Origin of the sequence: Delftia sp. WSY_16, assembly GCF_043104415.1 — a bacterium.
In the GTDB taxonomy this organism is placed as follows: domain Bacteria; phylum Pseudomonadota; class Gammaproteobacteria; order Burkholderiales; family Burkholderiaceae_C; genus Comamonas; species Comamonas tsuruhatensis.
In genome coordinates, this window is sequence record NZ_JBICKS010000008.1 from 1 (window position 1) to 25,354 (window position 25,354).

Here is a 25,354-nt window from a genome sequence, read left to right on the forward strand (position 1 = left end):
CCAAGAGCGGACATTGCTTTTATCCGATAGTCAAATCCAAAGCCGAATTTGCAACGTCGATTGAAAGTCGCAAAGGCTGGATATGGGTGTGTGGACAAAGTGTCAAGCTAACGGGCACCGAGCTTGGACACAATGGCGCCTCAGACGCCTTCTCGCCTGTCTACACCCCTCTCATGTCTTCCAACATCCTGACCTTTACCTGCATCGGCGCTGATGCCCTTATGCTCTCCGCGCTGCACGGTCACCTCCAGACCGCAGTCGGCCAGTTCGCCGACCAGTGGCCCGCGCCGCTGCAAGCTTGCTTCGACGACTGGGAGAAGCCCTTCGTGACCAGTACGTCGCTGCGGGGCGAGACGCTGCGCTTCGTGATTGACACCTCATCCGGTGACGAATTGGAGAAGGCGCATATCCAGGCACTGCACGACGCCGGCGCGACGCACATCCGAGTGCGCATCTGGTACGGGCAGGTCGGCGAAACGCGAACGCTGCATTACCAAGGCGGCAAAAAGGTTGCTGCCAAGGCCTTCCCGGCGCCGATGCTGACTGAGGAGGAGGAGCTGCTGGAGCTGCTGCTGGACGGCAAGGAGGCTGCCTTCGCCAAGGCCATCAAGGCCGGCGCACCGAAGAATGCCGTGGTCGATGGCACGCCGCTTCTGGTGCATGCGGCCAAGGCCCGGCTAGGCAAGGCGGTGTCGGCGCTGCTGGACGCGAACGTCGACCTAATCGCCTGCCTGGCCTGGGTCGACGAGGTCGCAGAGGTGGTGCAGAGCTACGGCGGCAAGAACACTCCGGCACTGCTGCGCACGCTCGTGCAGGCGCCACAAGCCGACCCCGTGGCGCTGTGGCGCTCGGAGTGTGTGCTGCGCGCGCTCTGCGAACATCCCGAACTGCTGGCCTTGCTGGCCTCTCGCGAGGGCGTGGACGTCAACGCGCAGATCCGCTGGGCCCTGCACCCGGAGCAGGTGAGGGGCAGCCTTCTCTTCAACAGTGTGAGTTTCTTTAAGGACCGGCTGGACGTGCTGGCCGTGCTGGAGACACTGGGCGCGCGCTCCGTTGCGCCGCCGGCCATGAGCGATCAGCGCCGCCTGGAGCGCCTGTACTGGCAGGAGCGCGACGCAGGAACCGTTGCCGAGCTGGTCGCCGCAGGGGTGAATCTGGACACCCCGCTGTGGGATGACCGCCCCACCTCCCTGCTGCGTAACGTCATGCGCCACCCGACGATGGGTTGCCAGCCGCTGACCCTGGCCAATGAGTTGCTCACCAACGGTGCCAGCGCCGCGTTCTGGATGGAGCCCGATGCGTTTCAGCGCGAGGTGTTAGTTGGCATTTTCGACGCCAAGGAGCGGGCGCTCATGGCCGACGTCCCACTGAACGGCGACCGACACTTCGTCCCGGCGCGCGATGGTCAGTTGATCTTGGATTTCTTGGCCGGGCTGCTTGCCCAGGGGTTAGACGCCAACATGCCTGTGCGCCTGTGCTTGCACAAATTGACGGGCAGCGGCATTGACGCTGACTTCCGCTACAAGCGTCTGTACTGGCGCGGCTCGCTGCTCGGTGCCGTTGCGCTGCTGCTGTGCGGTCGCGGCAGCGAGATGCGCCCGATCTGCCTACCGCTGGCGGCGCTGCTGCTGAGCTACGGCGCAGCCCCCGATGACGCAGGCGATCTGGTGGATAGCACGAAAGGCGAGATCTACTGGGACATCTTGCTGCGGGGCGACTGGAGCCGCGAGGCGTGGGACAGCCATCCCCCGACCGGCACGGTAGTTGAACGACTTCGCCATCGACAGAACCAAGTGCCGGACGAGGTCGACGCAGAACTCATCGCGATTTTGGAGAAGCGCGGCCGGTAGTAGGCCAGCCGACCGCTCGCCAGCCAACGTTTGCAAGAGCCTTCAGGCTTGCATTGAGTTACGCCGATGCGGCCGCAGGTCTTCGAAACTGGGGTGCTCTGGACGACCGCTTTTGAATTTGCTTCGAAGACCGCAATGGGTCGCCAGCCGACTGCTGGCCGGCAGCTTCAGGCTGGTTGCTATCTGTTAGCCCCACGGCAGACCTCTTGCCATCCATGCCGTCAACACCCCGCTGGCCGTCTTCTCGCACATGCCGGCAATGGCCCAGCAAGCCCCTGCTCTTTCTCAGTGACCAGCGTGCCGCGCCCCGGTCCTGAGAGCGCCAAAACTAAAATGCCGCCATGACTGCACCCTCGGCTTCCCCCCATTCCTTCGACAAACTTGCGCTTTCGCCTGCGACGCTCGCCAATCTTGAGCGGCTCGGCTACCTTGAAATGACGGCGATTCAGCTCGCCAGCCTGCCCCCTGCGCTTGAAGGCAAGGATGTGATCGCCCAGGCGAAGACCGGCAGCGGCAAGACCGCAGCCTTTGCCCTGGCGCTGCTGGCCAAGCTGGATACGCGCAATTTCTCGGTGCAAGGCCTGGTGCTCTGCCCCACCCGCGAGCTGGCCGATCAGGTGACGACCGAGATTCGCCGCCTGGCGCGTGCGGAAGACAACGTCAAGGTGGTGACCCTGTCCGGCGGCGTTCCGCTGCGCGGCCAGAACGCGAGCCTTGAGAACGGCGCGCACGTGATCGTGGGCACGCCCGGCCGTGTGATCGATCACCTGGACCGGGGCAATCTGAACCTTGATTCGCTGAACACCTTGGTGCTTGACGAAGCAGATCGCATGCTCGACATGGGTTTCGTCGATGACATCGCCAAGGTCGCCAAGCAGTGCCCCCCGCAGCGCCAGACCTTGCTGTTCTCCGCCACCTACCCTGAAGGCATCGCCAAGCTGGCCGCGCGATTCATGCGTGACCCGGTCACGGTCAAGGTCGCCGCGCAGCACAGCGGCGAGCAGATCGAGCAGCGCTGGTACGAGGTGGACAAGGAAGAGCGGCTGCCTGCGGTGGCTCGCCTGCTGGAGCATTTCCGGCCCGAGAGCACGCTGGCCTTCTGCAATACCAAGGCGCGCTGCCGGGCCCTTGCCGAGCTGCTGCAGGCCCAGGGCTACAGCGCGCTGGAGCTGCACGGCGATCTGGAGCAGCGTGACCGTGACCAGGTGCTGGTGCGCTTCGTGAACGGCAGTTGCTCCGTGCTGGTCGCCACCGATGTGGCGGCTCGCGGGCTGGATGTGACCAACCTGGGCGCCGTCATCAACGTGGACATCACGCCCGACCCTGAAGTGCACGTGCACCGCATCGGCCGCACAGGCCGCGCCGGCCAGAAAGGCCTGGCCCTGAGTCTTGCGACGATGGACGAAATGGGCGCGGTCGGAAACATCGAGCAGATGCAGGGCAGCCCATCCGTCTGGTACCCGCTGGACGAGCTGACGCCGACTCCCGGCGGCCGGCTCCTGCCATCCAAGGCCACCATCCACATCAATGCCAGCCGCAAGGACAAGATCCGCCCGGGCGATGTGCTGGGCGCGCTCACCGCAGACCTGGGCTACACCCGCGAGCAAGTGGGCAAGATCGACATCAACGAGTTCGCAACCTATGTGGCCGTGGACCGCAAGATTGCGCATGACGTCGTTGCCCGGCTCAATAGCGGAAAGATCAAGGGGCGAACGGTGAAGGCGCGCTTGCTCAAGGATTGAGCGGTTGCAGGCGCCGAGGCACGAACGACCACAACGGGTCGTTTCGCGCCAGCCACTGCCCATTCTTGTTTCGTTGGGATCGACGGCCAACGATGCTCCTGGCTGCTCACCGGGTCCGTCGTCCGCGCCCTCGCCTTGAACGGTCTGGAAAGACCGGGCCTGTCATGACTGCGCGGCAGGGTTGGCCGCTTCGGCTTTTTCTGCGGGCGGCTGCAGCCCTTCGGCCAGCGCCGCGCCCAGCGCGTCGATCACGGCCCGCACGCCCGGCACGTTGCGGCGGTCGCGGTGATAGGCCAGGTACACCGGGCAGGACGGCAGTGGCGCATCCACCTCCAGCCGTGCCAGGCCGGGCACGGCATGGGCCATGGCGTCGGGCAGCAGGCAGATGCCCTGGCCTTGCTCCGTGGCCTCCTGGCGGGCCAGGTCGGAGGCGGATCGAAAGACGAACCGGGTGGCGCCCCGGCTGGCCAGCCACAGGTTGGAGGCGTCCTGCCGGCCGGTGGCCAGGTCCTGTCCCACGAAGTCGTGGCTGGCGAAGTCCTGCACGCGCAGGCGGCGACCCGGCAGGCGCTGCTCGACATAGCCGTGCGAGGCGTACAGGCCAAACGTCAGTTGCCCCGCCCATTTCTCCACCACCACGGCCGAGCTGGAGCGCCCGACCCGGAGCGCGACGTCCACTTCGCGCCGCCCGACATCCGTGAAGCGCGACTCCACGGCCACTTCGATATGCAGCCCGGGGTGCGCGCTTCTCAACTGCGAGAGCACGGCGGTCACCGGCTTCACGAAGCCTTCGCCCATGCTGACGCGGATGGTGCCGGTCAGCGCATGGGCCTTCTCAGCGGGCCGGTCGTCGCGCTTGATGCCGCCCAGTCCCAGCTCGAATTGCTCGGCCAGCTCCACCAGTTCCATCGCATCGGGCTCGACCGTCGTCCCTGCGCTGCTGCGGTGTACCAGGGCGCGGCCCAGGGATTGCTCCAGCGCCTCGATGCGCCGCGCGACGGTGGAGGTGGACAGGCCCAGGGCAGCGCCTGCGGCCAGCAGGCTTTGGTGGCGGTGAAGCGCCAGGAGCACGCGCAGGTCATCCCAGGTGGTGGGCGGTTGGTTTTTCATGAATGCAAATCAGCTTACCAGCGCTGCCCATTCCCAGGCGGGCCCCCCGTCGCAATACTCGAGTGCATGAAAACCCCTTTTGATTTTTCCCAGAAAACCGTCCTGGTGACCGGCGCCTCCATGGGCATCGGTGAAGTATTCGCCAGGGAGCTTGCCCGCCGTGGCGCCAAAGTCGTGCTGATCGCGCGCAGCCGCGACAGGCTCGAGAAGCTCGCCAGCGAATTGCCCGGCGCCGAATTCCTGGTGGAGGACCTGGCCGCACCCGGGGCGGCCCGGCGGGTCTTCGAGGCCGTCAGCGCCAGGGGCCTGCTGCCGGATCTGCTGGTAAACAACGCGGGCTTCGGCACCCACGGCAGGTTTGATGAACTGGCGCTGGACATACAGCGGGAGGCCATCGATCTGAATGTGGGCGCCCTGGTGGATTTGACGCACCTGTGTCTCCCCGCACTGGAGCAGCGCCAGGGCGGCGTCATCAACATCGCCTCCACGGCAGCGTTTCAGCCGGTCCCGTACATGGCGGTCTACGCCGCGACCAAGGCCTTCGTCCTTTCGTTCAGCGAAGCGCTCTGGGCCGAGTACCGGCCGCGCGGCGTGCGCGTGCTGGCGTTGTGCCCGGGCGCTACCGACACGGCGTTCTTCGCCCGCGCCGGCGAGGCCGCATCCTTCGGGAAAAAAGCATCCAGCGAAGACGTGGTTCGCCTGGGGCTGAAAGCCTTCGACGACAACCGCGCATCGGTGGTGCACGGCTGCGCCAACTACCTGACGGCCCTGGGCGGGCGCATTGTCACTCGCGAGTTCATGGCCCGGTTCACGGCGCGCGTGATGAGGCCTGCCGCGCAGCCGGCTTGAAGACGACTGGCAAGAGACAGCGATAGAAAAAAACCTGTCCCCTTCCCAACCCTAGCCCAGCACGAGCCTTGCTAGCCTTGGCACATGCTGATCTCCGAACTCGCCCGGCTCACGGGCGTCTCCATCCACGCGCTGCGGCACTACGAGCGCGCGGGCCTGCTCAAGCCCCGGCGCCTGCCCAATGGCTACCGCGACTATCCGCGCTCGGCCCGGCGCGAGGTGGTGTTCATCGCCATGTCCCGCGCGCTGGGGTTCGGGCTGCCGCGCATTGCGGAGAACCTGCGCGCCTGGCGTGCGGGGCGCATAGGCCCCGGTGACCTGGCCGATGCCGTGCAGCAGCGCGTGCAGGAGATAGACGAACAGATCGCCGCGCTGCAGGCCCAGCGCGCCCAGGCCCTGGACCATGTGCAGTGGCTGCGCGCCCGCCAGGCCGAGCGGGATCTGGCGCAGACGGCACCGGCCCCATCCAACGCACCCGACAAACCCGCCGCGCCCTGGCCGCGCGTGCGCCGTGCCGCTTCACCCACCACGAAGGAGACAAGCCATGACTGAGCCGACCACCCACCCCACCCCATCCACCCAGGCGCTGCAGAACGCCGTGCTGGCCATGCCCATGGCGCGCACCCTGGGCCTGCGCTTCGTGCGTGCCGAGCCCGGAGCCACCGAGCTGGAGATGCCCATTGCCGATGCCCTGTGCTTTCAGCCGGGCCAGTTGCAGGCCACGGCGGTCTTTGCACTGGGCGACTTTGCGGCGGTGTCGGCCGCAGGTTCACTGCTGCCTGCCGGCTGGGCCAATGCCACGGTGGACGGCAGCGTGAAGCTCTTCGCCCCCGCACGCGGCACCCACCTGCGGGCGCGCGGCCGCGTGGTGGATGCCGGCCGCGTGCTCAGCATCTGCGCAGCCGACCTGTACGCGGTGGCCGAGGGCGGTCATGAAACGCATTGCGCGACCTGGCTGGGCACGGCGCGCAATCTGGAGCCCAGGCCCGTGCGGGCCTGAGAACGTTCCCCCGCCTCCCCACCCCGTATGTCAGCGCCTGCGTCGTGGCGGTTGCGGGGTTGCCGAAGGACAGATCACCTCGCCAAGGGCCACCACTGCTACAGGCTCTGCTTCAAGCCAATCTTCTCTTCGGATAGGGAATCTCGCCTGTTGCGGATAAGCAGGACCAACAGCGCACCGGACAGGAGAGAAGAAAATGAGAAAACATAATTGATCATGGAATAACTGGAGCCATGAAACCCCAATGACATCGGGGCAAAAAACACCAATGCGTAAACAACCCAAAAAATGATTCTTGACGACCAATAAAGACCTAGCCCACCAGAAATTGCTGCCGCATAGAAAAACCCCACATCCGTAATTCCTTTGCACACCAAGGAAAGGAACCCCTCCCCGACAATTTGATAACCATTGGCCATCGATATTTCATAGAACAGCATGAATACAAACAATGCAACAGCCGGAATAATGGCACAATAAATCATCAATGAAGAAGAATCTTTGATAAACTGAAATTGCACTGCCCATCTTCCACGATTTTTTGATATCTCCATCGCCAGAAGAGCACAGACTCCCATGGCAGGCAGCTCTGCCAACAGCAATATGGCAGAAGCTTGGGATTGAATTGCAGAATACATTGCACCCAGCCCTGCAACAGACATTGACAATATATAAATCAGATATTTTCCAAAGAAAGCATTGGCATAGCCAGGAATCAAAACGGAAAATATTCTTCTGCCAGGCAATCCACGAAAATTGAATGAAAAACTGAATTGACAGTATTTCCGCATCAAAGCATATGCGGCAATGGAAAAAATGATGTCACTGAACAGATAGGCAAGAGCGACCGAGTCATCACTCATCCACTCATTCCTCCCAAGCAGCACCAGCACAACAATCACACAGGCTGCATGGAAAAAAAACCTGCCACATTCTGAATTTTGCAACGATGGCAGTATGTGGTCTTGACTCAAGAACGCAGCCGCATACATTGATGATTCCGAAGAAGGGAATACACAGAATTATCAATCTTGCCTGGGATATGGCTCCATCCAATAGCTCCTCTGGCAAACCGGATATCAGGGTTTTCGAGATAACAGGAAGCCAATACACCAAAATAAAACAAAACCCGGTGTACAGGAGGACTATCCAGAACATCAAACTGATGAGTGAATCCGATTGCCCCTTACCTTTGCTGGCAGCCATTTCCGAAAAGAAGATGGCGCCAATACTCGCCGGCAATACAAAGAAAAGTGATGCAAAGGAAAGGGCTATGCTGAATTGGGCAACAAGAGTAGGGCTATGGAAACTAATGGCAAAAATGGTGACCATGGAGGCAAGCGGTGGGGCGGAGCGCCCAACTGCGAGGTCAAATACCCGCTTTGCATCACCAGGCCTCATACCTATCCCTACTCCGCAGAATCAAAACCCATGATATATGACCCGAATTCTTTGAAATGAAGATCCTGGGTTACGTTGAAGCTGCCATTCATTATTCATTGCCCGCCATCCCTGTCACTGCGGAATATGGACAAACATATCGGCGCAATCCTTGAGATACACTGGATGCAACAATAGAAAATCTCTTGAGCCGATATAAAAATCAATCATTCAATGCGAAAATGCATGATGCAATCGGACTGGTCTGAAAAGCGTGATGCAGGCCCGCGCTGCCCCAGCATCTGAATGAGATCTCGCAGTCTGCCGACCCTGTCTTTACATCGGCGACCTGTATGCACGCCACTGCGCTGTAGCGGTTGCAGCATTGCAGTCCTGCCGAAGGACAGGACTGCCCCATTGCCTGACGCGGGCCCAAAACAGACCCGGCAGGTCTACTCATCCCCGCAGCTTCAACCGCCTCGCCTTCACTGCCGCAGCCAGCTGCTGCAGCACAGGCACGGTCTGCTCCAGGCTGATGCAGGCATCGGTCACGGACACGCCATGCGCCAGCGGCTGGCCGTCCACGATGTCCTGCCGCCCTTCCTGCAGGTGGCTTTCGATCATCAACCCCGTGATGCGGGCATCGCCACCGGCGATCTGCTGGGCCACGTCGGCCGCCACGTCGATCTGGCGGCGGTGCTGCTTGCTGCTGTTGGCGTGGGAGACATCGATCATGACCTGCGGGCGCAGGCCTGCGCCTTCCAGCAGGGCGCAGGCGGCCTGCACATGCTCGGCGCCGTAGTTGGGCTGCTTGCCGCCGCGCAGGATGACGTGGCAGTCGCCATTGCCGCGGGTCTCGAAGATGGCGGACTGGCCCATCTTGGTCATGCCCATGAAGGCGTGGGGCGCGCTGGCCGCCTGGATGGCATCGCTGGCCACCTTGACGCCGCCGTCCGTGCCGTTCTTGAAGCCCACGGGGCAGGACAGGCCACTGGCCAGCTGGCGGTGGCTCTGGCTTTCCGTGGTGCGCGCGCCGATGGCGCCCCAGCTGACCAGGTCGCTGATGAATTGCGGCGACAGCAGATCCAGGAATTCCGTGCCCACGGGCAGGCCCAGGGCCAGCACGTCCAGCAGCAGGGCGCGGGCCATTTCCAGGCCTTCGTTGATGGCGAAGCTGCCGTCCAGGTGCGGGTCGTTGATGTAGCCCTTCCAGCCTACGGTGGTGCGGGGCTTCTCGAAGTAGACGCGCATGACCACGAGCAGCTCGCCGGCCAGGGCGTCGGCCTGGGCCTTGAGCTGGCGCGCATAGTCCATGGCCTGGTCGTGGTCGTGGATGGAGCAGGGTCCGACGACGACGATGAGCCGGTCGTCCCGGCCCTGCAGTACGTCCGAGATGGCGGCGCGGCTGGTTTCCACCAGTTGCTGCGCGGCTTCGGGCGCGGGCAGCCATTCCTGCAGCAGGGCCGGGGTGATCAGGGGGCGCACGGCCTTGATGCGCAGGTCGTCGATGCGGGTGGTGTCGTGCGTGCTCAGGGGCACGGCACTGCGTTGTACGTGGGTGGGGGTGGTCATGGCGCTATTGTCGCGCCTTGAGGTTTCCCGACCGGGGCGGGGCAAGTGGCTTGCCCGCCCCTTGGCATCGACTTACTGAGCCGCCGCTGCAGGTGCCGGTGCCGCTGCTGGCGCAGGCGCAGGTGCGGACTCTGGCGCAGCCGGCACAGCGGCCGGTGCCGCGCCGTACTGCCAGCCGGCGGGCAGCAGGCCATCGATCCAGTGCAGGCGCCAGGCCATCAGCGCCAGCAAGGCCACCACGGCCAGCGCCACCAGGGTGTTGCGCAGGCCATTGCCTTCCGCATAGGGATCGCCCGCCGTGCGCCGCGCGCCCACCGGCACCTTGGCGGTCTGCGACAGGCTGCGGCCCAGCGGCAGGTTGATGCGCATGCGGCCGTTGATGGCCCAGCCGCTGGCGTCCAGGATGGGCCCCAGGCTGCGCTGGCGCAGCTTGAGCCAGGCAATCATCATGCTGGGCCCTGAGATGGCCGCGATGAGGCCGACCAGGGCCACGGGAATCCAGGGCCCCAGGTCGATGAACTTGCCGAAGATGCCCACCAGCACGGCGCTGATGGAGCCCAGGGCCACGCCCAGGGCGGCCACGGTGCCCACATCGGTCTTGCGCGGGGCGGCGGCCGCCGTGGCTGTGTCGGCGCTGGCCGCTGCGGTGCCGGGCGCCGTGACCAGCTGGCCGGCCTGCGTGCCCAGGCTGGCGGTCACGCCCTCCTCCTTGGCCGAGGCGCGCTTGGCCACCTGTTCCTCCACCATGCGCAGGAATTTCTTGTAGGGCAGGAAGAAGGCCTGGCCGATGCTGGTGGGGTTCTCGATGAGCTTGACGATGGTGGCGTCCCAGTCGTTACCTGCGCGGTCATAGAACACGCCGTTGCGGCCCACGAAGAGAAAGTCCACATCGCCCGCCGTGAAGGCCGCGACGATGGCTTTCTTCTTGCCCTCGCGCCGCAGCTCGCAGTAGGCCAGGCAGGTCTTGGCACGGCCGGCCAGCGCGGCATGGGCAGCCGTGTCGCTCACTTCCACGGTCAGGTCGCAGCTGCGGGCATCCAGGTAGAGCGTGCCGGCCTGGAAGGCCGCGCCCTCGCGCCGGTAAAAGAGGCTGAACGAGACGAAGTTGTTGAGCAGCGCCAGCAGGTCGCGCTGGAGGCGGATGAGCTTTTCCAGCGCCACGGCCTGCAGGCTGTGTTCCTTCTCGGACTCGTCCTGGGCGATGAGGTCCAGCAGCGCGGCTTCCTGGCCGCCGTCCAGCAGCGCCTGCACCTCCTGTTGAGACAGGGCATCGAGCGGCGTGGCGGGCCGGGCCGCCAGCCATTGGCGGCAGGGCTGCAGGGCGGCCTTGACCTGCTCCCACTGCGCGGCGGTAATCTCCTGCAGGTCTTCGCCCAGCACGGGCTGCACGGCCTGCTCGCGCAGGGCCTGCAGCGCGCCGGCCCATGCGGGGTTGACCCCCTGCGTCAGCGGCAGCGCGCGATCGGCCGCCACGGCGGCCAGCGGCAGCGCGGCAATGGCCTGGGCGCCGCTGTCCAGCACTTCGCGGCCCAGGGCGGCATAGCCCTCCACGGAGGGGTTGAGCGGGTCCTGCGCACGCGTGTCGAAGGCGGCCAGGCGTGTGCGTGCGAAGAAGTCGTCCACCTTGGCCTGGACCGCGTCCACGGCGCGGGCGGCGGCCAGGGCCTGGTCGCGCTCGGCAATGCCGCAGCCCAGGGCCTCGGCGCCCGCATGCCAGTCGCGCAGTGCGCGCAGGTCCGCATAGAAAGCCTCTGCCTGCTGGCGCGCGATGCCGGCCACGCCGTCGGCGCCGGCAGCGGTGCCGTAGGCCTTGCCAATGCGTTCGATCAGCTCGGCCAGTGCCTTGTCGCCCTCGGCCGTGGCGGGGCTGACGATGCCGTCGCCATTGAAGCGCATGGCCGCCAGGGAGGCCAGGCGCTCGCGCACCTGGGCCAGGCTCAGCGCGGCGCCGCCGGCCTGACCGGACAGGGCCAGCATGCGCTCGGCCTCGGCATGCAGCAGGGCGCCCTGCTCGCTGTCGCGCTCCAGGCTGGACAGTTGCAGCACGTCGCCGCCATCGGCCAGCACCTGCGGGTCGCGCACGCGCGCCACGGCCCATTGGCAGGCGGCGATCAGCTCGGGCGGGCGGATGCGGCCGTCCTTGTCTTCGTCGATCAGGTCCAGCGTGTCGCTGTCGAACTCGATGCCGCGCGTGGGGCAGGCCAGGGCCACCCACAGCTTCTGGTCCAGCTCGCCGATGTGCGCAATGTCCTGCCCGGTGCGGATGACCACCTGGTCCACTCCACCGGCGCGAAAAAACTCCCAAGCATGTTGCTGCTGCATGAAATACCCAACGGCCGCTCTGGCCAACGTTCGAAAAACGGAAAAAGGGCCGCAGTTTAAAAGTCATTCGGCCTGTCCAATTGAAGACATTTGTCAACGACGGGCGTCAGTGCAGGCTGTCAGGGCTATTGCTTTGTGCAAAAATAAAAGCACTGAATAGATACTTTATTGCCTTCATGCCCTCCAACTCCACCGCGTCGGCCCCTCAACAAGGCCGGGACAAGCTACACCTGCAGCTGGCGCGGCTGTTCCGCAGCAAGGTGTCCACGGGCGCCTGGCCCGTAGGCAGCGCCATTCCCACGGTGCAGGAGCTGCAGGCGCTGCATGGCGTGTCGCGCACCACGGTGCGCATGGCGCTGGGCGCCCTGGTGGCAGAGGGCCTGCTGCTCACGCGCAAGCGCGGCGGCACGCGGGTGATTGCGGCGCCCTACAAGCCGCCGTCCTTTCTGTTGCCCACCAGCTGGAAGGAGCTGGTGGCCTTTGGCGCCCACATCGGCCAGATCACCCTGCACACCGGGCGGGACTGCCTGCCGCCGATTCCCGAAGGCTTCCCCGACGTGGGCCGCATGGCCCCCGCCTACGTGCACCTGCTGCGCGTGTACGACCATGACGCGGCGCGGTTTTGCCTGTCGCAGCTGTACCTGGAGCAGGAACTGTTCCCCGCGATCGAGGCCCAGCTGCAGCGCAGCTCCCTGGCCGTGGCCCTGAGCAGCGACCCCTCGCGCATTGCCGTGGCGCGCCAGCACCTGAGCGTGGCACCGGCCGACGAACTGGCCGCCGAGCACCTGGGCGTGGCCCTGGGCACGCCGCTGATGCAGGCGCTGCGCTGGGCCTGCAATGCCGACGGGCTGCTGATCTACTGGGCGCGGGTGCGCTTTCTCAGCGAGTACGTGCATATGGAAATGGATCTTCTGAAATGAACCCCACCCCCTCCGCCCCGGCCAGCCGCCCGCATGCGGGCCGCGTGGCCTGGATCACCGGCTCGACCAGCGGCATCGGCCTGGCCGTGGCGCGCCATCTGGCCAGCGAGGGCGCGGCCATCGCGCTGCATGGCCAGGCCGCCGCATCGGCCGAGACCGATGCGCTGGTGCGCGAGATCGCCCAAACGCATGGCGTGCCGGTGCGCCACTACGGGCTGGACCTGCGCGACGGCAGCGCCATCGCACCGCTGGCGCAGCGCATTGCGGCCGAGCTGGGGCCCATCGACATCCTGGTCAACAACGCAGGCATGCAGCATGTGAGCCCGCTGCTCGAATTCCCGGCCGGCAAGTGGGACGAGCTGCTGGCCGTCAACCTCTCGGCGCCCTTCCACGCCATCCAGGCCTGCGCGCCGCAGATGCTGGAGCGCGGCTGGGGCCGCATCATCAATATCGCCTCGGTCAGCGGGCTGGTGGGCGTGGCGCGCAAGCCGGCCTATGTGGCCAGCAAGCACGGGCTGATCGGCCTGACCAAGTCGGTGGCGCTGGAGTTCGCCACCACGCCCGTGACCTGCAACGCCATCTGCCCGGGCTGGGTGCTGACGCCGCTGGTGCAACGGCAGATCGATGCGCTGGCCGAGCGCGAAGGGCTGGATGCCGACGCGGCGGCCCGCCAGCTGCTGGGCGCCAAGCAGCCCTCCCAGGCCTTCGTGACCGTGGAGCAGGTGGCGGCGCTGGCCGGTTTCCTGGCCAGCGAGCAGGCCGCCCAGGTGCGCGGCGCACACTGGAACATGGACGGCGGCTTTGCCGCTGCCTGACCCCGCCACGCCTCGCCCTGCCCCGCCAAACCCCTTTTCATACCAACGACAGACAAACCCAACCAGGAGAGACAGATGTCCTTGAACGAAACCCATGACGCAGGCCTGCGCAGCTGGGTGGCCTCGGCCAACACCGGCGCCAGCGACTTCCCCATCCAGAACCTGCCGTTTGCGGTGTTCCGCCGCGCAGGCAGCCAGGAGGCCTGGCGCGGCGGCGTGGCCATCGGCGACCAGGTGCTGGACCTGGCGCGCGCCAGCGCCCTCAAGGCCCTGGGCGATGCCGTGCAGCCGCAGCTGGAGGCCGCTTCGCAACAGCACCTGAACGGCTTCATGGCCATGGGACCGGCCGCCTGGTCGGCCCTGCGTCTGGCGCTGTCGCGCGCGCTGCGCGAAGGCGCTGCCGCACAGGCGGCACTGCAGGATTGCCTGGTGGCCCAGTCCGACGTGGAATACACGGTGCCGGCCCAGGTCGGCGACTACACGGACTTCTACACCTCGGTACACCACGCCACCAACGTCGGCAAGCTGTTCCGCCCGGACAACCCGCTGATGGAGAACTACAAGTGGGTGCCGATTGGCTACCACGGCCGCGCCTCCAGCCTGCGCGTGTCGGGCGTGGACTTCCGCCGCCCCATGGGCCAGCTGAAGGCGCCCGACGCTGCCGCGCCCGCACTCAAGCCCTGCGCACGCCTGGACTACGAGCTGGAGATGGGCATCTACACCGGCGCCGGCAACGCCTGGGGCGAGGCGATTTCCATGGACGAGGCAGAGAACCACATCTTCGGCCTGTGCCTGCTCAACGACTGGTCGGCGCGCGACATCCAGGCCTGGGAATACCAGCCGCTGGGCCCCTTCCTGTCGAAGAACTTCGCCACCACGGTCTCGCCCTGGATCGTGACGCTGGAGGCGCTGGAGCCCTACCGCACGGCCTTTACGCGGCCCGCCGCAGATCCCCAGCCCCTGCCCTACCTGAGCTCGGCCGCCAACTCCGAGCGCGGCGCGTTCGACGTGCAGTTGAGCGTGGCGCTGGAGACCGGCCGCATGCGCGCCGAAGGCCAGGCCGCCCAGCAGATCACCCACACCAGCTACCGCCACGCCTACTGGACCATGGCCCAGCTGCTGGCCCACCACAGCGTCAACGGCTGCGACCTGCAGCCCGGCGACCTGCTGGGCACGGGCACGCTGTCCGGCCCCACGGCCACCGAGGCCGGCGCTCTGCTGGAGCTGACCGAAGGCGGCAAGAAGCCCGTGGCGCTGGCCAATGGCGAGAGCCGCACCTTCCTGCAGGATGGCGATGCCGTGATCCTGCGCGGCTGGTGCGAGAAGCCGGGCGCCGCGCGCATCGGCTTCGGCGAGTGCCGCGCCACGGTGCTGCCCGCGCGCCAGGGCTGACAGCAGCCTCCAATCGATCGGGCGCGATGGAGTCGCCCGATCGATAGCCACGAATGTCGTGATTCCGACAGCCACGAGTGCATGACACAATTGCTGACATGCCCGCCCCATCGGAAGAAGCCCTCTCAGCACCTCCCGCCACCATCGACTTCGGAAGGCAGGCGGCCCCTGCACGGCAGGAGCCCGCCTTTGCCGAGCCCGGCACCGCCAAGAGCCCCAGCAAGCTGCCGCCCTCGATCGCCAGCGCCTTCGCCGCCGCAGCCTATGCGCTGCAGCACGGCGATGACGGCCCGGCCGCCGACGAACGGGCGGCCCCCGGCGCAAGTTCCGGCACGAATTCCGGCACGACCAGCTTCACCGGTGGCCAGGGAGCAGGCCTGATGCCCGGCCTGTACGCCAGCCTGATTGGCGAGCCCTCGCGCGACTACTACCTGCGCCTGTTCGAGCGCTTCGATGCGCTGGGCAAGCCCTTGCCTACCTGGAACCTGGCCGCAGGCCTGTTCACCCTGCCCTGGTGCGGGCTGCGCGGGCTGTGGCAAGAGGGCGGCCTCTATGCGCTGGCCGCCGGCGGCACGGGCCTGGTCTGGGGCCTGCTGCTGCGCCCCGCGCTGGGCCTGCCCCCGGCGATTGCCCACGGCATCGATGCCACGCTGATCCTGCTGGCCGTTGCCATTCCCGGCCTGGGCGCCAATGCCCTGTACTGGCACCATGTGCGCCGCCACACGCTGCAAGCCATTGGCGAGGCCCCCAACATGGCCGCAGCGCACGAACGCCTGGCCCGCCGCGCGGCCACGCCCTTGCGCAAGCGGCTGGCCGTGGCGGCCGGTGCGGTGCTTGCCGCCGCTGCGGGTGCCGGCATCTGGGCGCTGTCGGGCACGCCACATTTCATGGCGGCACAGACCGAGGTGATTCCGTCCGAAGCCATACCGGCCGCTGCACCAGTTTCGCCAACTGCACCAGCCGTGGCGCCAACGCCCGCCGCAGCCTTAGCTGCCGTTGAAACGCCAAGGACGGAACCGGCGCCCACACCCGCCCCCACTCCTGCACCCACGCCCCGGCCGCAAGAGCCAGTCGCCCAGGCCGAGGCGCGCCCTGATCCGCAAGCGCCCTTGCCCGCCGCCGGCAACACCGTCTCCGGCACGGTCGAACCCATGCCCGTAGTAGCAGCTGCCGGCGCTGCGGGTGCCGTCGCGGCCACTGCAGCGGCAGCCATTCCCGTCAAGGCCGCGTTGGTGCCAGCCAAAGCACCTGCACCTGCACCTGCACCAGCGTCCGTACACACAGCCACTCCAGCGCCCGCCAAGCCCTCCAAGGTGGCGGCTGAAACCAAACCAGCCAAGCCTGCCAAGCCTGCCGAACCCGTCGCAAAGGCCCCGGCACCTGCCAAGCCTGCCTCGGCGGCTCTGGAGCCGGGCAACTACTACATCAACATCGGCGTGTTCTCTGAAGCCGCCAATGCCGGGCGCGTGGTGGAGCGGCTGGAGAAAGCCAAGCTGCCCACGCTCAGCCAGACCCTGCACAGCAACAAGGGCGATATCGTGCGCGTGCGCTCGGGCCCCTTTGCCAAGCAGCGCAGCGCCGATCAGGCGGCGGCCAGGATACGCGCCATGGGCCTGGAGGCCACGGTCTTCCACCACGCCCCCGCGGAAGGCCGCAGCGCGCGGCGGTGATGCCCTGGCAGCACCTTGGCAATGCCTTCGTGATGCCTTTGCTGCCGCCTGTTACTTCCGCATGCCAATGGCACCGCCCGAGCCCGGCTAAGGTATGCGGCGTTGTCCGAGGCGATGCGCCAGCGCCCGCCCTGATACTGCGCAGCACACACCCCCTGAATTGAGGAGACAGACCATGCCGACGATCACCACCCCAGCCCTGCACCGCCGCCTTGCCGCCCTGGCCCTGCTGGGCGCCACCACTCTGGTTGCGGGTTGCGCCGGCATGGGCAATCCTTTTGGCGGCAGCAGCGGCGGCGCGGCGCAACCGGCCCCGCGCCCCGTGCAGGTCTGCAATGCGGCATCGGCCCAGTCCTTCGTGGGCAAGAGCAATACCTCGGCCACGCTGGAGGCCGCACGCAAGCAGTCGGGCGCCTACATGGCCCGCGTGCTGCGCGAAGGCCAGCCAACGACGATGGAGTTCAACCAGGAACGCCTGAACCTGGTGGTCGACGGCACAGGCCGCATCGTGGCCGTGCGCTGCGGCTGATCGCCGACCGATTGCGCTGTGGCGCTGGATGAAGAAAGGACGCCGAGGCGTCCTTTTTCAATCGTCGTCGGCCCGCTCACTCGGCCAGGAACAGCTCCTGCAGGTCGCTGAGGAAGTCAAAGCCCCGCTCCGTGGGCACCACCCGGCCCAGGTCGCGCGTGATCAGGCCCTTGGCCTGAGCGGCGTCCAGTCCCTTGGCGATGGACGACAGCGGCAGGCCCGTGCGCTCCATGAAGTCCTGCAGCGCAAAGCCTTCGCGCAGGCGCAGCGCGTTGAGCATGTACTCGAAGGGCAGGTCGGCGCGGCGCACCTCGCCGTCCTGCGCCAGTGGCGCGCCGGCCAGGGCCTGGTCCATGTAGCGAGCGGGATCGCGAAAGCGCACCTGGCGCACGATGCGGTGCGCAAAGCTGAGCTTGCTGTGCGCGCCCGCGCCTATGCCCAGGTAGTCGCCGAACTGCCAGTAGTTGCGGTTGTGCCAGCACTGGTGGCCCTCGCGCGCATAGGCCGATATCTCGTAGCGCTGCATGCCTGCGGCGGCGGTGCGCGCGGTGATGCGGTCCAGCATGTCGTAGGCCAGGTCGTCCTCGGGGATGGCCGGCGGGAACTTGGCGAAATACGTATTGGGTTCGATGGTCAGGTGATAGACCGACAGGTGCGGCGGCGCGAAGGACAGGGCCACGTCCAGATCACGCGCCAGGTCCAGTTCGGTCTGGCCGGGCAGCGCGTACATCAGGTCGATGTTGAAGGTCTCGAAGCTGTCGGCCGCCTCGCGCACGGCCGCACGCGCCTGGGCGCCGTCGTGCACGCGGCCCACGGCCTGCAGGAAGCGGTCGTCGAAGCTCTGCACGCCAATGGACAGCCGCGTGACGCCGGCCGCGCGGAAGGCGCGGAAGCGGTCGGTCTCGAAGGTGCCGGGGTTGGCCTCCATGGTGATCTCGCAATCGGCCTCCATGCGCAGGCGCGCGCGGATGGCGGCCAGCAGCCGGTCGATGGCCTCGGGCGAGAACAGGCTGGGCGTGCCGCCGCCGATGAAGATGCTGTGCACGGTGCGGCCCCAGATCAGCGGCAGCGCGCTCTCCAGGTCGGCGACCAGGGCGTCGACGTAGCGGTCTTCGGGCAGCTCGGGGCCGTCGCGGCCGTGCTCGTGCGAGTTGAAGTCGCAGTACGGGCACTTGCGAATGCACCAGGGCAGGTGCACATACAGCGACAGCGGCGGCAGGCTGCCGAGCTGCAGCGTGCCGGGGCGCATGTAGTGCTGGATGTCGCGCTGCACGGCGGCCTGGGCGCCGGAGGCCGAATCCTGGGGCTGGATGGGAATCATCGCACCCAGCGCTCGCGCACGAGTTCGATCATCTGCAGCGTGGCGCGGCCGCGGTGGCTGTGCGCGTGCTTCACGGCCGGGTCCATCTCGGCGAAGGTCTGGCCCAGCTCGGGGATGTACATCACGGGGTCGAAGCCGAAGCCCTGCGTGCCACGGCGCTCGGTGGTGATCTCGCCCTGCACACGGCCCATGGCGATCAGCGGTTCGGGATCCTTTGCGCTGCGCACGCCCACCAGGGTGCTGACCATGGCGGCGCGGCGGTCGGCCACGCCCTGCATCTGCTCCAGCAGCGCGCGCACGTTGTTGTCGTCGCTTTTCTCGTAGCCGAACTGCGTGCAGTAGTAGGCCGTATCCACGCCCGGCAGCCCGCCGAAGTGCGAGACGCACATGCCGGCGTCGTCGGCAATGGCGGGCAGGCCCGTGCGCTCGGCCGCGAAGCGGGCCTTGGCCAGCGCGTTCTCCACAAAGGTGCAATGCGGCTCGGGCGCCTCGCCCTCGAACAGGTCGCCCTGGCGGATCAGCTCCACCCCCAGCGGGGCGAACATGGCTTGCAGCTCGGCGAGCTTGCCGCGGTTGTTGGAGGCCAACACAATCTTCATCGTAGAAATCCAGTCGGGCGCCCGTGCGCCCTTTGTCGTCAATAGGTTCGGTAGTCCATGCGCGCCAACGGCACCGCTGCCGCGGGCCGGCAGCGGCGGTCAGCGCTTGAACTGGCGCTCGGCCGAGCGGCGTATCGCTTCGTTGATCTCGGCGATGGAGCGCTCGATGGCCGCGTCGTCGAGCTCATCTTCCAGGTCTTCGATTGCCCCGCCCTGGATCGTGGATTCAAACGCGTCGTTCTCGATGTCCTGGGTGGAGATGCCCATGGTGGACTCGAAGGCGTCTGGCGTCTCCCACTCCATGGCAATGGCCGTGACGTTGTCGCTGGCATCGCCCGCATTGCGCAGCGCCGTATCGACCAGCTGGGGAATGGCCTGGGACACGGTGCGGCCGTGCAGGGTGCGCAGCAGGTGCCCTTCGTCCACGCTGCCCCACAGGCCGTCGGAGCACAGCAGCAGCTTGTCGCCCTGCTCCAGCCGGCGCGGCTCGGTCACGTCGTAGATGGGCTTGGACGGAGAGCCCAGGCAGGTGAACAGCACGTTGCGGCTCGATGTCTTGAGCTGGGCCGCGATCTCGCCCATCTCAAGATAGGAGTGATCGCGCGTGCGCACCAGCAGCTCGCCGCCGCGAACCAGGTACAGGCGCGAGTCGCCGCAATGGATCCAGGTGATCTTGCCCTTCTGGATGACGGCGGCGACCAGCGTGGTGCGCGGCGTGTCGATCATTCCCTTGGCGCTGGCATAGCGCAGGATCTGCCGGTGCGCGTGCAGCAGCGCATCGACCAGAAAGCCCTGCGGATCTTCGAGCAGCGGCTTGGCCTGGCGCTGGAAATGCACGGACATCACCTGCAGCGCCAGCTGCGCGGCGACCTCGCCTTCGGGATGGCCGCCCATGCCGTCGGCCAGCACGAAGAGCACGGCTTCCCGCGTGTAGCAGTAACCCATGCGGTCTTCATTGAGCGCACGGCCGCCGCGGCGGCTCAGCTGGAATACCGAAAACCTCATGGCTTGCGCTCCTGGCCCACGGCTGGCAGGCCCGCTGCGCCGCTGATCTTTTGCATGTTCTTCTTGGCGTCGGTCACCAGCGTGTCCAGCTGCAGGCGCATGCGCTCGGAGACGCTGAGCTTGGTGTAGCGACGCTCGCCTTCGCGGCTCAATTCCTTTTGCAGCGCAAACACCGACTGCGGACGCGATCCCGGATCCACGGCCATGCACCACTCGACCACCTCGATGAGGTTGTCCGAATACACGCCGCGCAGCTTGGTCAGCGCCAGCGTGAGCCGGTCCTTGTCCTGGCGCTGCGGCGCCTCGTTGGGCGGAAATCCCTGCATGCAGGCATAGATGCAGGCGCCGATGGCGTAGATGTCGGTCCAGGGCCCCAGCGATGCGTCGCGGCGGTACATCTCGGGCGCGGCAAAGCCCGGCGTGTACATGGGGCGGATGAAGTTGCCTTCCTTGGACAGCACCTCGCGCGCCGCGCCGAAGTCGATCATCACGGCACGGTCGTCATTGGTGATGAAGATGTTGGCCGGCTTGATGTCCAGGTGCAGCATCTTGTGCTGGTGCACGATGCGCAGGCCGCGCAGCACCTCATCGAACAGCGAGCGGATGGTCGATTCGCGGAACACCTTCTCGGCCTTGAGCTCGCGCGCGGTGACGACGAAGTCCTGCAGGGTGGCACCCTCCAGGTAGTTCATCACCATGTAGACGGTTTCGTTCTCGCGAAAGAAATTGAGCACGCTGACCACGGAAGCGTGCGAGATCTGCGCCAGTGAACGCCCTTCCTCGAAGAAGCTCTTGAGGCCCAGGCGGTACAGCGAAAGTTTTTCGGGCGCCACGGCGGGCTGCAGCTCTCCGGGGGCACGGGTGGCCAGCGAGGCGGGCAGGTATTCCTTGATCGCCACCTGCTTGCCCTCTGCATCCAAGGCCAGGTAAACGACGCCGAAACCGCCGGAAGCAAGCCTGCGCACCACCCGATAGCCGCCGATCGTGCTGCCTGGCGGCAATGGCGCCGGCTTGATCTTGGAAGACATTTTTCTCCGGTGAGTCTCAGGGATGGGGCGAAACCCGGATAATCGGGCAATTGCAAGCATCCATCAAAAGTCCAATGCCAGTTTACAGCATGACCGGATACGCCAGTGCCCAGCACGGCGCGTCCGAAGAAGATGGTGGAGCGTCGGGCCGCAACAGCCGGCTCGGTCTGGAGATCCGCTCGGTCAACAGCCGCTTCCTGGATCTTTCGTTCCGCCTGCCCGACGAACTGCGCGCGCATGAGCCAGCCTTGCGGGCCCTTTTGACCGCCCGCCTCAAGCGCGGCAAGGTCGAGGTGCGCGCCGCCATCGACAACGACGACGGCAACTCCCTGCCCGACCCCTCCACCGCCATGCTGCAGCGCCTGGCCATGCTCCAGGACACTGTCCAGTCCTGGCTGCCCGACGCCCGCAGCCTGTCCGTCTCCGACGCCCTGCGCCTGGCCAGCGGCAGCGGCAACTCGGCCGTTGACTGGAGCAGCGTGCTGCCCACGCTGGCAGAGCAGGCCCTGACCGAACTGCTGGAGGCCCGCGCCCGCGAAGGCAAGCGCCTGGCCACCATGCTGCTGGACCGCATCGCGCAGCTGCGCAAGCTCGCGGCAGATGCCACGCCCCTGGTGCCCCAGCTCGTGGAGCAGCAGCGCCTGCGCTTCATGGAGCGCTGGAAGGAAGCGATGGCCCTGGCCGAAGGCGCCGTGGCGCCCGAAGCCGCCCAGGACCGCGCCCTGACCGAGGCCACGGCCTTTGCCATCCGCATCGACGTGGCCGAGGAAGTCACCCGCCTGGACTCGCACCTGGACGAGATCCAGAGCCTGCTCAAGAAGGGCGGCGAGATCGGCAAGCGCCTGGATTTCCTGATCCAGGAACTGCACCGCGAAGCCAATACGCTGGGCTCCAAGTCCGCCACGCTGGAGCTGACCCGCATCAGCGTGGACATGAAGGTGCTGATCGAGCAGATGCGCGAGCAGGTGCAGAACATCGAATAAGCCCATCACAGATGCCCATGCGTAACCAAACTGCGCACAAATCCATGGATTACCCCGGAAACCTCTTTGTCGTCTCGGCCCCCAGCGGGGCCGGCAAGTCCAGCCTGGTGCGCGCGCTGCGCGAGTTCGATGCGCGCGTCTCCCCTTCCGTCTCCCACACCACGCGCGCGCCGCGTGGCCAGGAAAAGCACGGCCGCGAGTACTACTTCGTCTCCGACCAGGAGTTCGACGCCATGGTGTCGAACAACGCCTTCGTCGAATGGGCGAACGTGCACAGCCGCCGCTACGGCACGGCCAAGAAGGCGCTGGAAGAGCGCATCCAGGTCGGCACCGACGTGCTGCTGGAGATCGACTACCAGGGCGCACTGCAGGTCAAGCAAGCGTTTCCGAACGCCGTGCTGATCTTCATCCTGCCCCCCAGCTGGGACGAGCTGCGTGCCCGCCTGGAAAACCGGGGCGAGGACGCGCCCGAGGTGATCGAGCTGCGCCTGAAGAACGCGGCCGAGGAGATGGCCCAGGTGGCGAAATTCGACTTCGTTATAATCAACGAATTGTTCGAGAGCGCACTGTTTGATCTCAAGACGATCATCCACGCCCAGCGCCTCAAGTATGCGGCTCAGCGCAGCCGCCGCGCAGAGACCTTCGAGTCTCTCAATATTTCTGAACCCAACTGACGTTTCCCGGAGATCCTGATGGCACGCATCACTGTTGAAGACTGCCTGGAGCAGATCCCTAACCGCTTCCAGCTCGTGTTGGCCGCCACTTACCGCGCACGCATGCTGAGCCAGGGTCACACGCCCAAGATCGAAACCAAGAACAAGCCCGGCGTCACCGCGCTGCGCGAGATCGCCGAAGGCAAGGTCGGCATCGAGATGCTGAAGAAGGTTCCGGGCTGATTTGCTGCAAAGCAACACAATGGCCCCACAAAGAGCACCGCACAGCGGTGCTTTTTTTACATGAAGCCTGCACAAACCAGCATGCACGCTACATTTAAGTCATGAAAGCGGCCTTGACTTCGTTCACAGCCCCCTCTGATCCCGTACCGCCACCCCGGCCCGAGCGCATGTCTGCAGAGCAGGCAACCGCCGTGTCGGCCAATGCCTTTGCCGGACTGATGGAGCACCTGGGATACCTGGATGCCACCAGCATCGAGCAGGTGCGCGAAGCCTATGCCTTCGCCGACCAGGCCCACAGCGACCAGTGGCGCAGCAGCGGCGAACCCTATATCACCCATCCCATCGCGGTCACGGCGCTGTGCGCGAGCTGGAAGCTCGACGCCCCGGCCCTGATGGCCGCGCTGCTGCACGATGCGATGGAAGACTGCGGCGTCACCAAGGCCGATCTCGCCCAGCGCTTCGGCCAGGACGTGGCCGAGCTGGTCGACGGCCTCACGAAGCTGGACAAGCTGCAGTTCAACACGCGCGAAGAGAACCAGGCGGAATCCTTCCGCAAGATGCTGCTGGCCATGGCGCGCGATGTGCGCGTGATCCTGATCAAGCTGGCCGACCGCACCCACAACATGCGCACCATGGGCGACATGCCGCGCAGCAAGTGGGGCCGCATCTCGTCGGAAACGCTGGAGATCTACGCACCCATCGCCCACCGCCTGGGGCTGAACCAGACCTACCGCGAGCTGCAGGACCTGGCATTCCGCCATCTGCATCCCTGGCGCTACGCCACGCTGGAAAAAGCCATCGCCCGCTCGCGCAAGCGACGCCGCGACCTGGTCCAGCGCGTGCAGGACGAGGTCAATGCCGAGTTCGCCGGCGCGGGGCTGCAGGCCCGCCTTGCCGGCCGTGAAAGCACGCTGTATTCGCTCTATCTGCGCATGGAGAAGAACCAGCTGAGCTTTGCCAAGGTGACGGACATCTACGGCTTTCGCATCATCTTGCCGCGCGTGATCGATTGCTACACGGCGCTGGGCGTGCTGCACCAGATGTACAAGCCCATGCCGGGCCGCTTCAAGGACTACATCGCCATTGCCAAGAACAATGGCTACCAGTCACTGCACACCACGCTGGTGGGTCCCTCGGGCGTGAACATCGAGTTCCAGATCCGCACCGAGGAAATGCACATCGTCGCCGAGGCCGGCGTGGCCGCCCATTGGCTCTACAAGGCCCAGCCCGGCCACGATTCCGAGCAGCTGGGCACGCAGTGGCTCCAATCGCTGCTGGACATCCAGAACGAGACGCGCGATGCCGCCGAGTTCTGGGACCACGTCAAGGTGGACCTGTTCCCCGACGCCGTCTACGTGTTCACGCCCAAGAGCGAGATCATGGCCATGCCGCGCGGCGCCACCGTGGTGGACTTCGCCTATGCGATCCACAGCAAGGTCGGCAACCACATGACCGCCGCGCGCATCAACAACGAGGAAGTGCCGCTGCGCACCGAACTCAAGAGCGGCGACGTGGTGCAGATCGTCACCTCCGAAGACGCCACGCCCAACCCGGCCTGGCTGGGCTTCGTCAAGACCGGCCGCGCGCGCTCCAAGATCCGCCATTACCTGAAGTCGGCCGCGCAAAGCGAATCGGCACGCCTGGGCGAGAACCTGCTGGCCCAGGCCATGCGCGCCGAAGGCATGGACGCCGTGCCGCCGGCCGATGAAGCCAACCAGGCGCTGTGGGACGAAGTGCTGCGCATGGCAGGCAGCCGCAGCCGCGCCGACCTGATGGTGGACATCGGCATGGGCCGGCGCATTGCATCGCTGGTGGCCTCGCGCCTGACGGCGCTGATGGCGCGCCACGGCCACCGGCCCGACGCCCTGCTGCTCACGCGCGAACGCTTCAATGCCAGCAACCGGCCCTTCCAGGGCGCCGTGCTGCTGGACGGCTCCAACCAGGGCTCCATCCACTACGCGCAGTGCTGCCGGCCCGTGCCGGGCGACGCCATCGTGGGCTATCTGGGCAGCGGCGAAGGCCTGATCGTGCACCACGCGCAATGCAAGATCGCACAGCGCCTGCAGGAAAAGGACAGCGACCGCTTCATCGTCGTGGAATGGGCAGATGACATCGATGCCGCGCGCCTTTTCGAGGCCCGCATCGTCGTCACCGTCAACAACGGCAAGGGCGTGCTCGCCCGCGTGGCAGCCGAGCTGGCCGGCGCCGAAGTGGACATCCTGCGCGTGGACATGGCCGACGAGGCCGCCATGAGCACCACGGACCTGTGCTTCGTGATCTCGGTGCACGACAACCAGCAGGTGGAGTCCGCGCTGCGCAACCTGCGCCGCGTGCACTCGGTGGTGCGCGCATCGCGCGTCATCCCCTGAAC

General features: G+C 66.2%; 23 protein-coding genes. 14 read left to right on the forward strand and 9 right to left on the reverse strand.

Annotation, left to right across the window (positions count from 1 at the left end):
- The coding region (locus ACF8O7_RS05800; protein ID WP_392442717.1) for a hypothetical protein at positions 1-1,850 on the forward strand (1,850 nt) is incomplete at its 5' end.
- Positions 1,851-2,191: 341 nt separating this feature from the next.
- On the forward strand, positions 2,192-3,592 hold the full coding sequence (dbpA, locus tag ACF8O7_RS05805; RefSeq protein ID WP_016454517.1) for an ATP-dependent RNA helicase DbpA: 1,401 nt from the start codon (positions 2,192-2,194) through the stop codon (positions 3,590-3,592).
- Between the two features lie 162 nt (positions 3,593-3,754).
- Here the strand turns inward: dbpA and ACF8O7_RS05810 are convergent, their stop codons facing one another.
- Positions 3,755-4,702: a LysR family transcriptional regulator gene (locus tag ACF8O7_RS05810; protein WP_034367759.1), complete on the reverse strand. Its 948-nt coding sequence runs from the start codon at positions 4,700-4,702 to the stop codon at positions 3,755-3,757.
- A 66-nt stretch (positions 4,703-4,768) separates the two neighbouring features.
- Between ACF8O7_RS05810 and ACF8O7_RS05815 the strand changes: the two genes are divergently transcribed.
- The 3 genes from ACF8O7_RS05815 to ACF8O7_RS05825 all read left to right on the forward strand — a co-directional run bounded on the left by ACF8O7_RS05815 (position 4,769) and on the right by ACF8O7_RS05825 (position 6,551).
- Positions 4,769-5,551: an SDR family oxidoreductase gene (locus tag ACF8O7_RS05815; protein WP_126312812.1), complete on the forward strand. Its 783-nt coding sequence runs from the start codon at positions 4,769-4,771 to the stop codon at positions 5,549-5,551.
- Positions 5,552-5,635: 84 nt separating this feature from the next.
- Entirely contained in the window at positions 5,636-6,103 is a 468-nt protein-coding gene (locus tag ACF8O7_RS05820; RefSeq protein ID WP_074924135.1) for a MerR family DNA-binding transcriptional regulator, read from the forward strand.
- Complete coding sequence (locus ACF8O7_RS05825) at positions 6,096-6,551, forward strand: PaaI family thioesterase (RefSeq protein WP_017406679.1); 456 nt, start codon at positions 6,096-6,098, stop codon at positions 6,549-6,551. The genes ACF8O7_RS05820 and ACF8O7_RS05825 overlap by 8 nt, the downstream gene beginning before the upstream one ends.
- Before the next feature lie 98 nt (positions 6,552-6,649).
- On the opposite strand, the gene ACF8O7_RS05830 is transcribed toward ACF8O7_RS05825, so the two are convergent.
- The 4 genes from ACF8O7_RS05830 to ACF8O7_RS05845 form a co-directional block, all read right to left on the reverse strand.
- Positions 6,650-7,414, reverse strand: coding sequence for a hypothetical protein (locus ACF8O7_RS05830; protein ID WP_227472643.1), 765 nt, complete (start codon positions 7,412-7,414; stop codon positions 6,650-6,652).
- A gap of 4 nt (positions 7,415-7,418) precedes the next feature.
- Complete coding sequence (locus tag ACF8O7_RS05835; protein WP_322736995.1) at positions 7,419-7,952, reverse strand: MATE family efflux transporter; 534 nt, start codon at positions 7,950-7,952, stop codon at positions 7,419-7,421.
- A gap of 435 nt (positions 7,953-8,387) precedes the next feature.
- Positions 8,388-9,503, reverse strand: a complete 1,116-nt coding sequence (locus ACF8O7_RS05840) for a 3-deoxy-7-phosphoheptulonate synthase (protein WP_126312811.1) — start codon at positions 9,501-9,503, stop codon at positions 8,388-8,390.
- 72 nt (positions 9,504-9,575) lie between these two features.
- Complete coding sequence (locus ACF8O7_RS05845) at positions 9,576-11,825, reverse strand: hypothetical protein (RefSeq protein ID WP_126312810.1); 2,250 nt, start codon at positions 11,823-11,825, stop codon at positions 9,576-9,578.
- 176 nt (positions 11,826-12,001) lie between these two features.
- On the opposite strand from ACF8O7_RS05845, the gene ACF8O7_RS05850 reads away from it, so the two are divergent.
- The 5 genes from ACF8O7_RS05850 to ACF8O7_RS05870 all read left to right on the forward strand — a co-directional run bounded on the left by ACF8O7_RS05850 (position 12,002) and on the right by ACF8O7_RS05870 (position 17,151).
- Positions 12,002-12,745 carry a GntR family transcriptional regulator gene (locus ACF8O7_RS05850; protein ID WP_126312809.1) on the forward strand — a complete coding sequence of 248 codons (744 nt, stop codon included), beginning with the start codon at positions 12,002-12,004 and terminating at the stop codon, positions 12,743-12,745.
- Positions 12,742-13,560 carry a 3-hydroxybutyrate dehydrogenase gene (locus ACF8O7_RS05855; RefSeq protein WP_126312808.1) on the forward strand — a complete coding sequence of 273 codons (819 nt, stop codon included), beginning with the start codon at positions 12,742-12,744 and terminating at the stop codon, positions 13,558-13,560. The genes ACF8O7_RS05850 and ACF8O7_RS05855 overlap by 4 nt, the downstream gene beginning before the upstream one ends.
- A gap of 75 nt (positions 13,561-13,635) precedes the next feature.
- Entirely contained in the window at positions 13,636-14,952 is a 1,317-nt protein-coding gene (gene fahA / locus ACF8O7_RS05860; RefSeq protein ID WP_126312807.1) for a fumarylacetoacetase, read from the forward strand.
- A 98-nt stretch (positions 14,953-15,050) separates the two neighbouring features.
- Complete coding sequence (locus tag ACF8O7_RS05865; protein ID WP_126312806.1) at positions 15,051-16,622, forward strand: SPOR domain-containing protein; 1,572 nt, start codon at positions 15,051-15,053, stop codon at positions 16,620-16,622.
- 175 nt (positions 16,623-16,797) lie between these two features.
- Complete coding sequence (locus ACF8O7_RS05870) at positions 16,798-17,151, forward strand: I78 family peptidase inhibitor (RefSeq protein WP_016454730.1); 354 nt, start codon at positions 16,798-16,800, stop codon at positions 17,149-17,151.
- 76 nt (positions 17,152-17,227) lie between these two features.
- On the opposite strand, the gene hemW is transcribed toward ACF8O7_RS05870, so the two are convergent.
- The 4 genes from hemW to ACF8O7_RS05890 all read right to left on the reverse strand — a co-directional run bounded on the left by hemW (position 17,228) and on the right by ACF8O7_RS05890 (position 21,104).
- The gene (hemW, locus tag ACF8O7_RS05875) at positions 17,228-18,472 is read right to left on the reverse strand and encodes a radical SAM family heme chaperone HemW (RefSeq protein WP_046240974.1); all 1,245 of its coding nucleotides are present in this window, start codon (positions 18,470-18,472) and stop codon (positions 17,228-17,230) included.
- Positions 18,469-19,071, reverse strand: coding sequence for an RdgB/HAM1 family non-canonical purine NTP pyrophosphatase (gene rdgB, locus ACF8O7_RS05880; RefSeq protein WP_034367744.1), 603 nt, complete (start codon positions 19,069-19,071; stop codon positions 18,469-18,471). Before rdgB ends, hemW begins: the two co-directional genes overlap by 4 nt.
- Positions 19,072-19,170: 99 nt before the next feature.
- On the reverse strand, positions 19,171-20,076 hold the full coding sequence (locus tag ACF8O7_RS05885; RefSeq protein WP_016450314.1) for a PP2C family serine/threonine-protein phosphatase: 906 nt from the start codon (positions 20,074-20,076) through the stop codon (positions 19,171-19,173).
- Positions 20,073-21,104, reverse strand: a complete 1,032-nt coding sequence (locus tag ACF8O7_RS05890; protein ID WP_016450313.1) for a serine/threonine-protein kinase — start codon at positions 21,102-21,104, stop codon at positions 20,073-20,075. The genes ACF8O7_RS05885 and ACF8O7_RS05890 overlap by 4 nt, the downstream gene beginning before the upstream one ends.
- An 89-nt stretch (positions 21,105-21,193) precedes the next feature.
- Here ACF8O7_RS05890 and ACF8O7_RS05895 point away from each other — a divergent pair, with 89 nt between their 5' ends.
- From ACF8O7_RS05895 to ACF8O7_RS05910, 4 genes are all read left to right on the forward strand, one after another.
- On the forward strand, positions 21,194-22,087 hold the full coding sequence (locus tag ACF8O7_RS05895; RefSeq protein ID WP_017407182.1) for a YicC/YloC family endoribonuclease: 894 nt from the start codon (positions 21,194-21,196) through the stop codon (positions 22,085-22,087).
- 44 nt (positions 22,088-22,131) lie between these two features.
- Positions 22,132-22,761, forward strand: coding sequence for a guanylate kinase (gmk, locus tag ACF8O7_RS05900; protein WP_016450311.1), 630 nt, complete (start codon positions 22,132-22,134; stop codon positions 22,759-22,761).
- An 18-nt stretch (positions 22,762-22,779) separates the two neighbouring features.
- Positions 22,780-22,983: a DNA-directed RNA polymerase subunit omega gene (rpoZ, locus tag ACF8O7_RS05905; RefSeq protein WP_016450310.1), complete on the forward strand. Its 204-nt coding sequence runs from the start codon at positions 22,780-22,782 to the stop codon at positions 22,981-22,983.
- A 101-nt stretch (positions 22,984-23,084) separates the two neighbouring features.
- Positions 23,085-25,352: a bifunctional (p)ppGpp synthetase/guanosine-3',5'-bis(diphosphate) 3'-pyrophosphohydrolase gene (locus ACF8O7_RS05910; protein WP_016450309.1), complete on the forward strand. Its 2,268-nt coding sequence runs from the start codon at positions 23,085-23,087 to the stop codon at positions 25,350-25,352.
- The last annotated feature ends 2 nt before the right edge of the window (positions 25,353-25,354 follow it).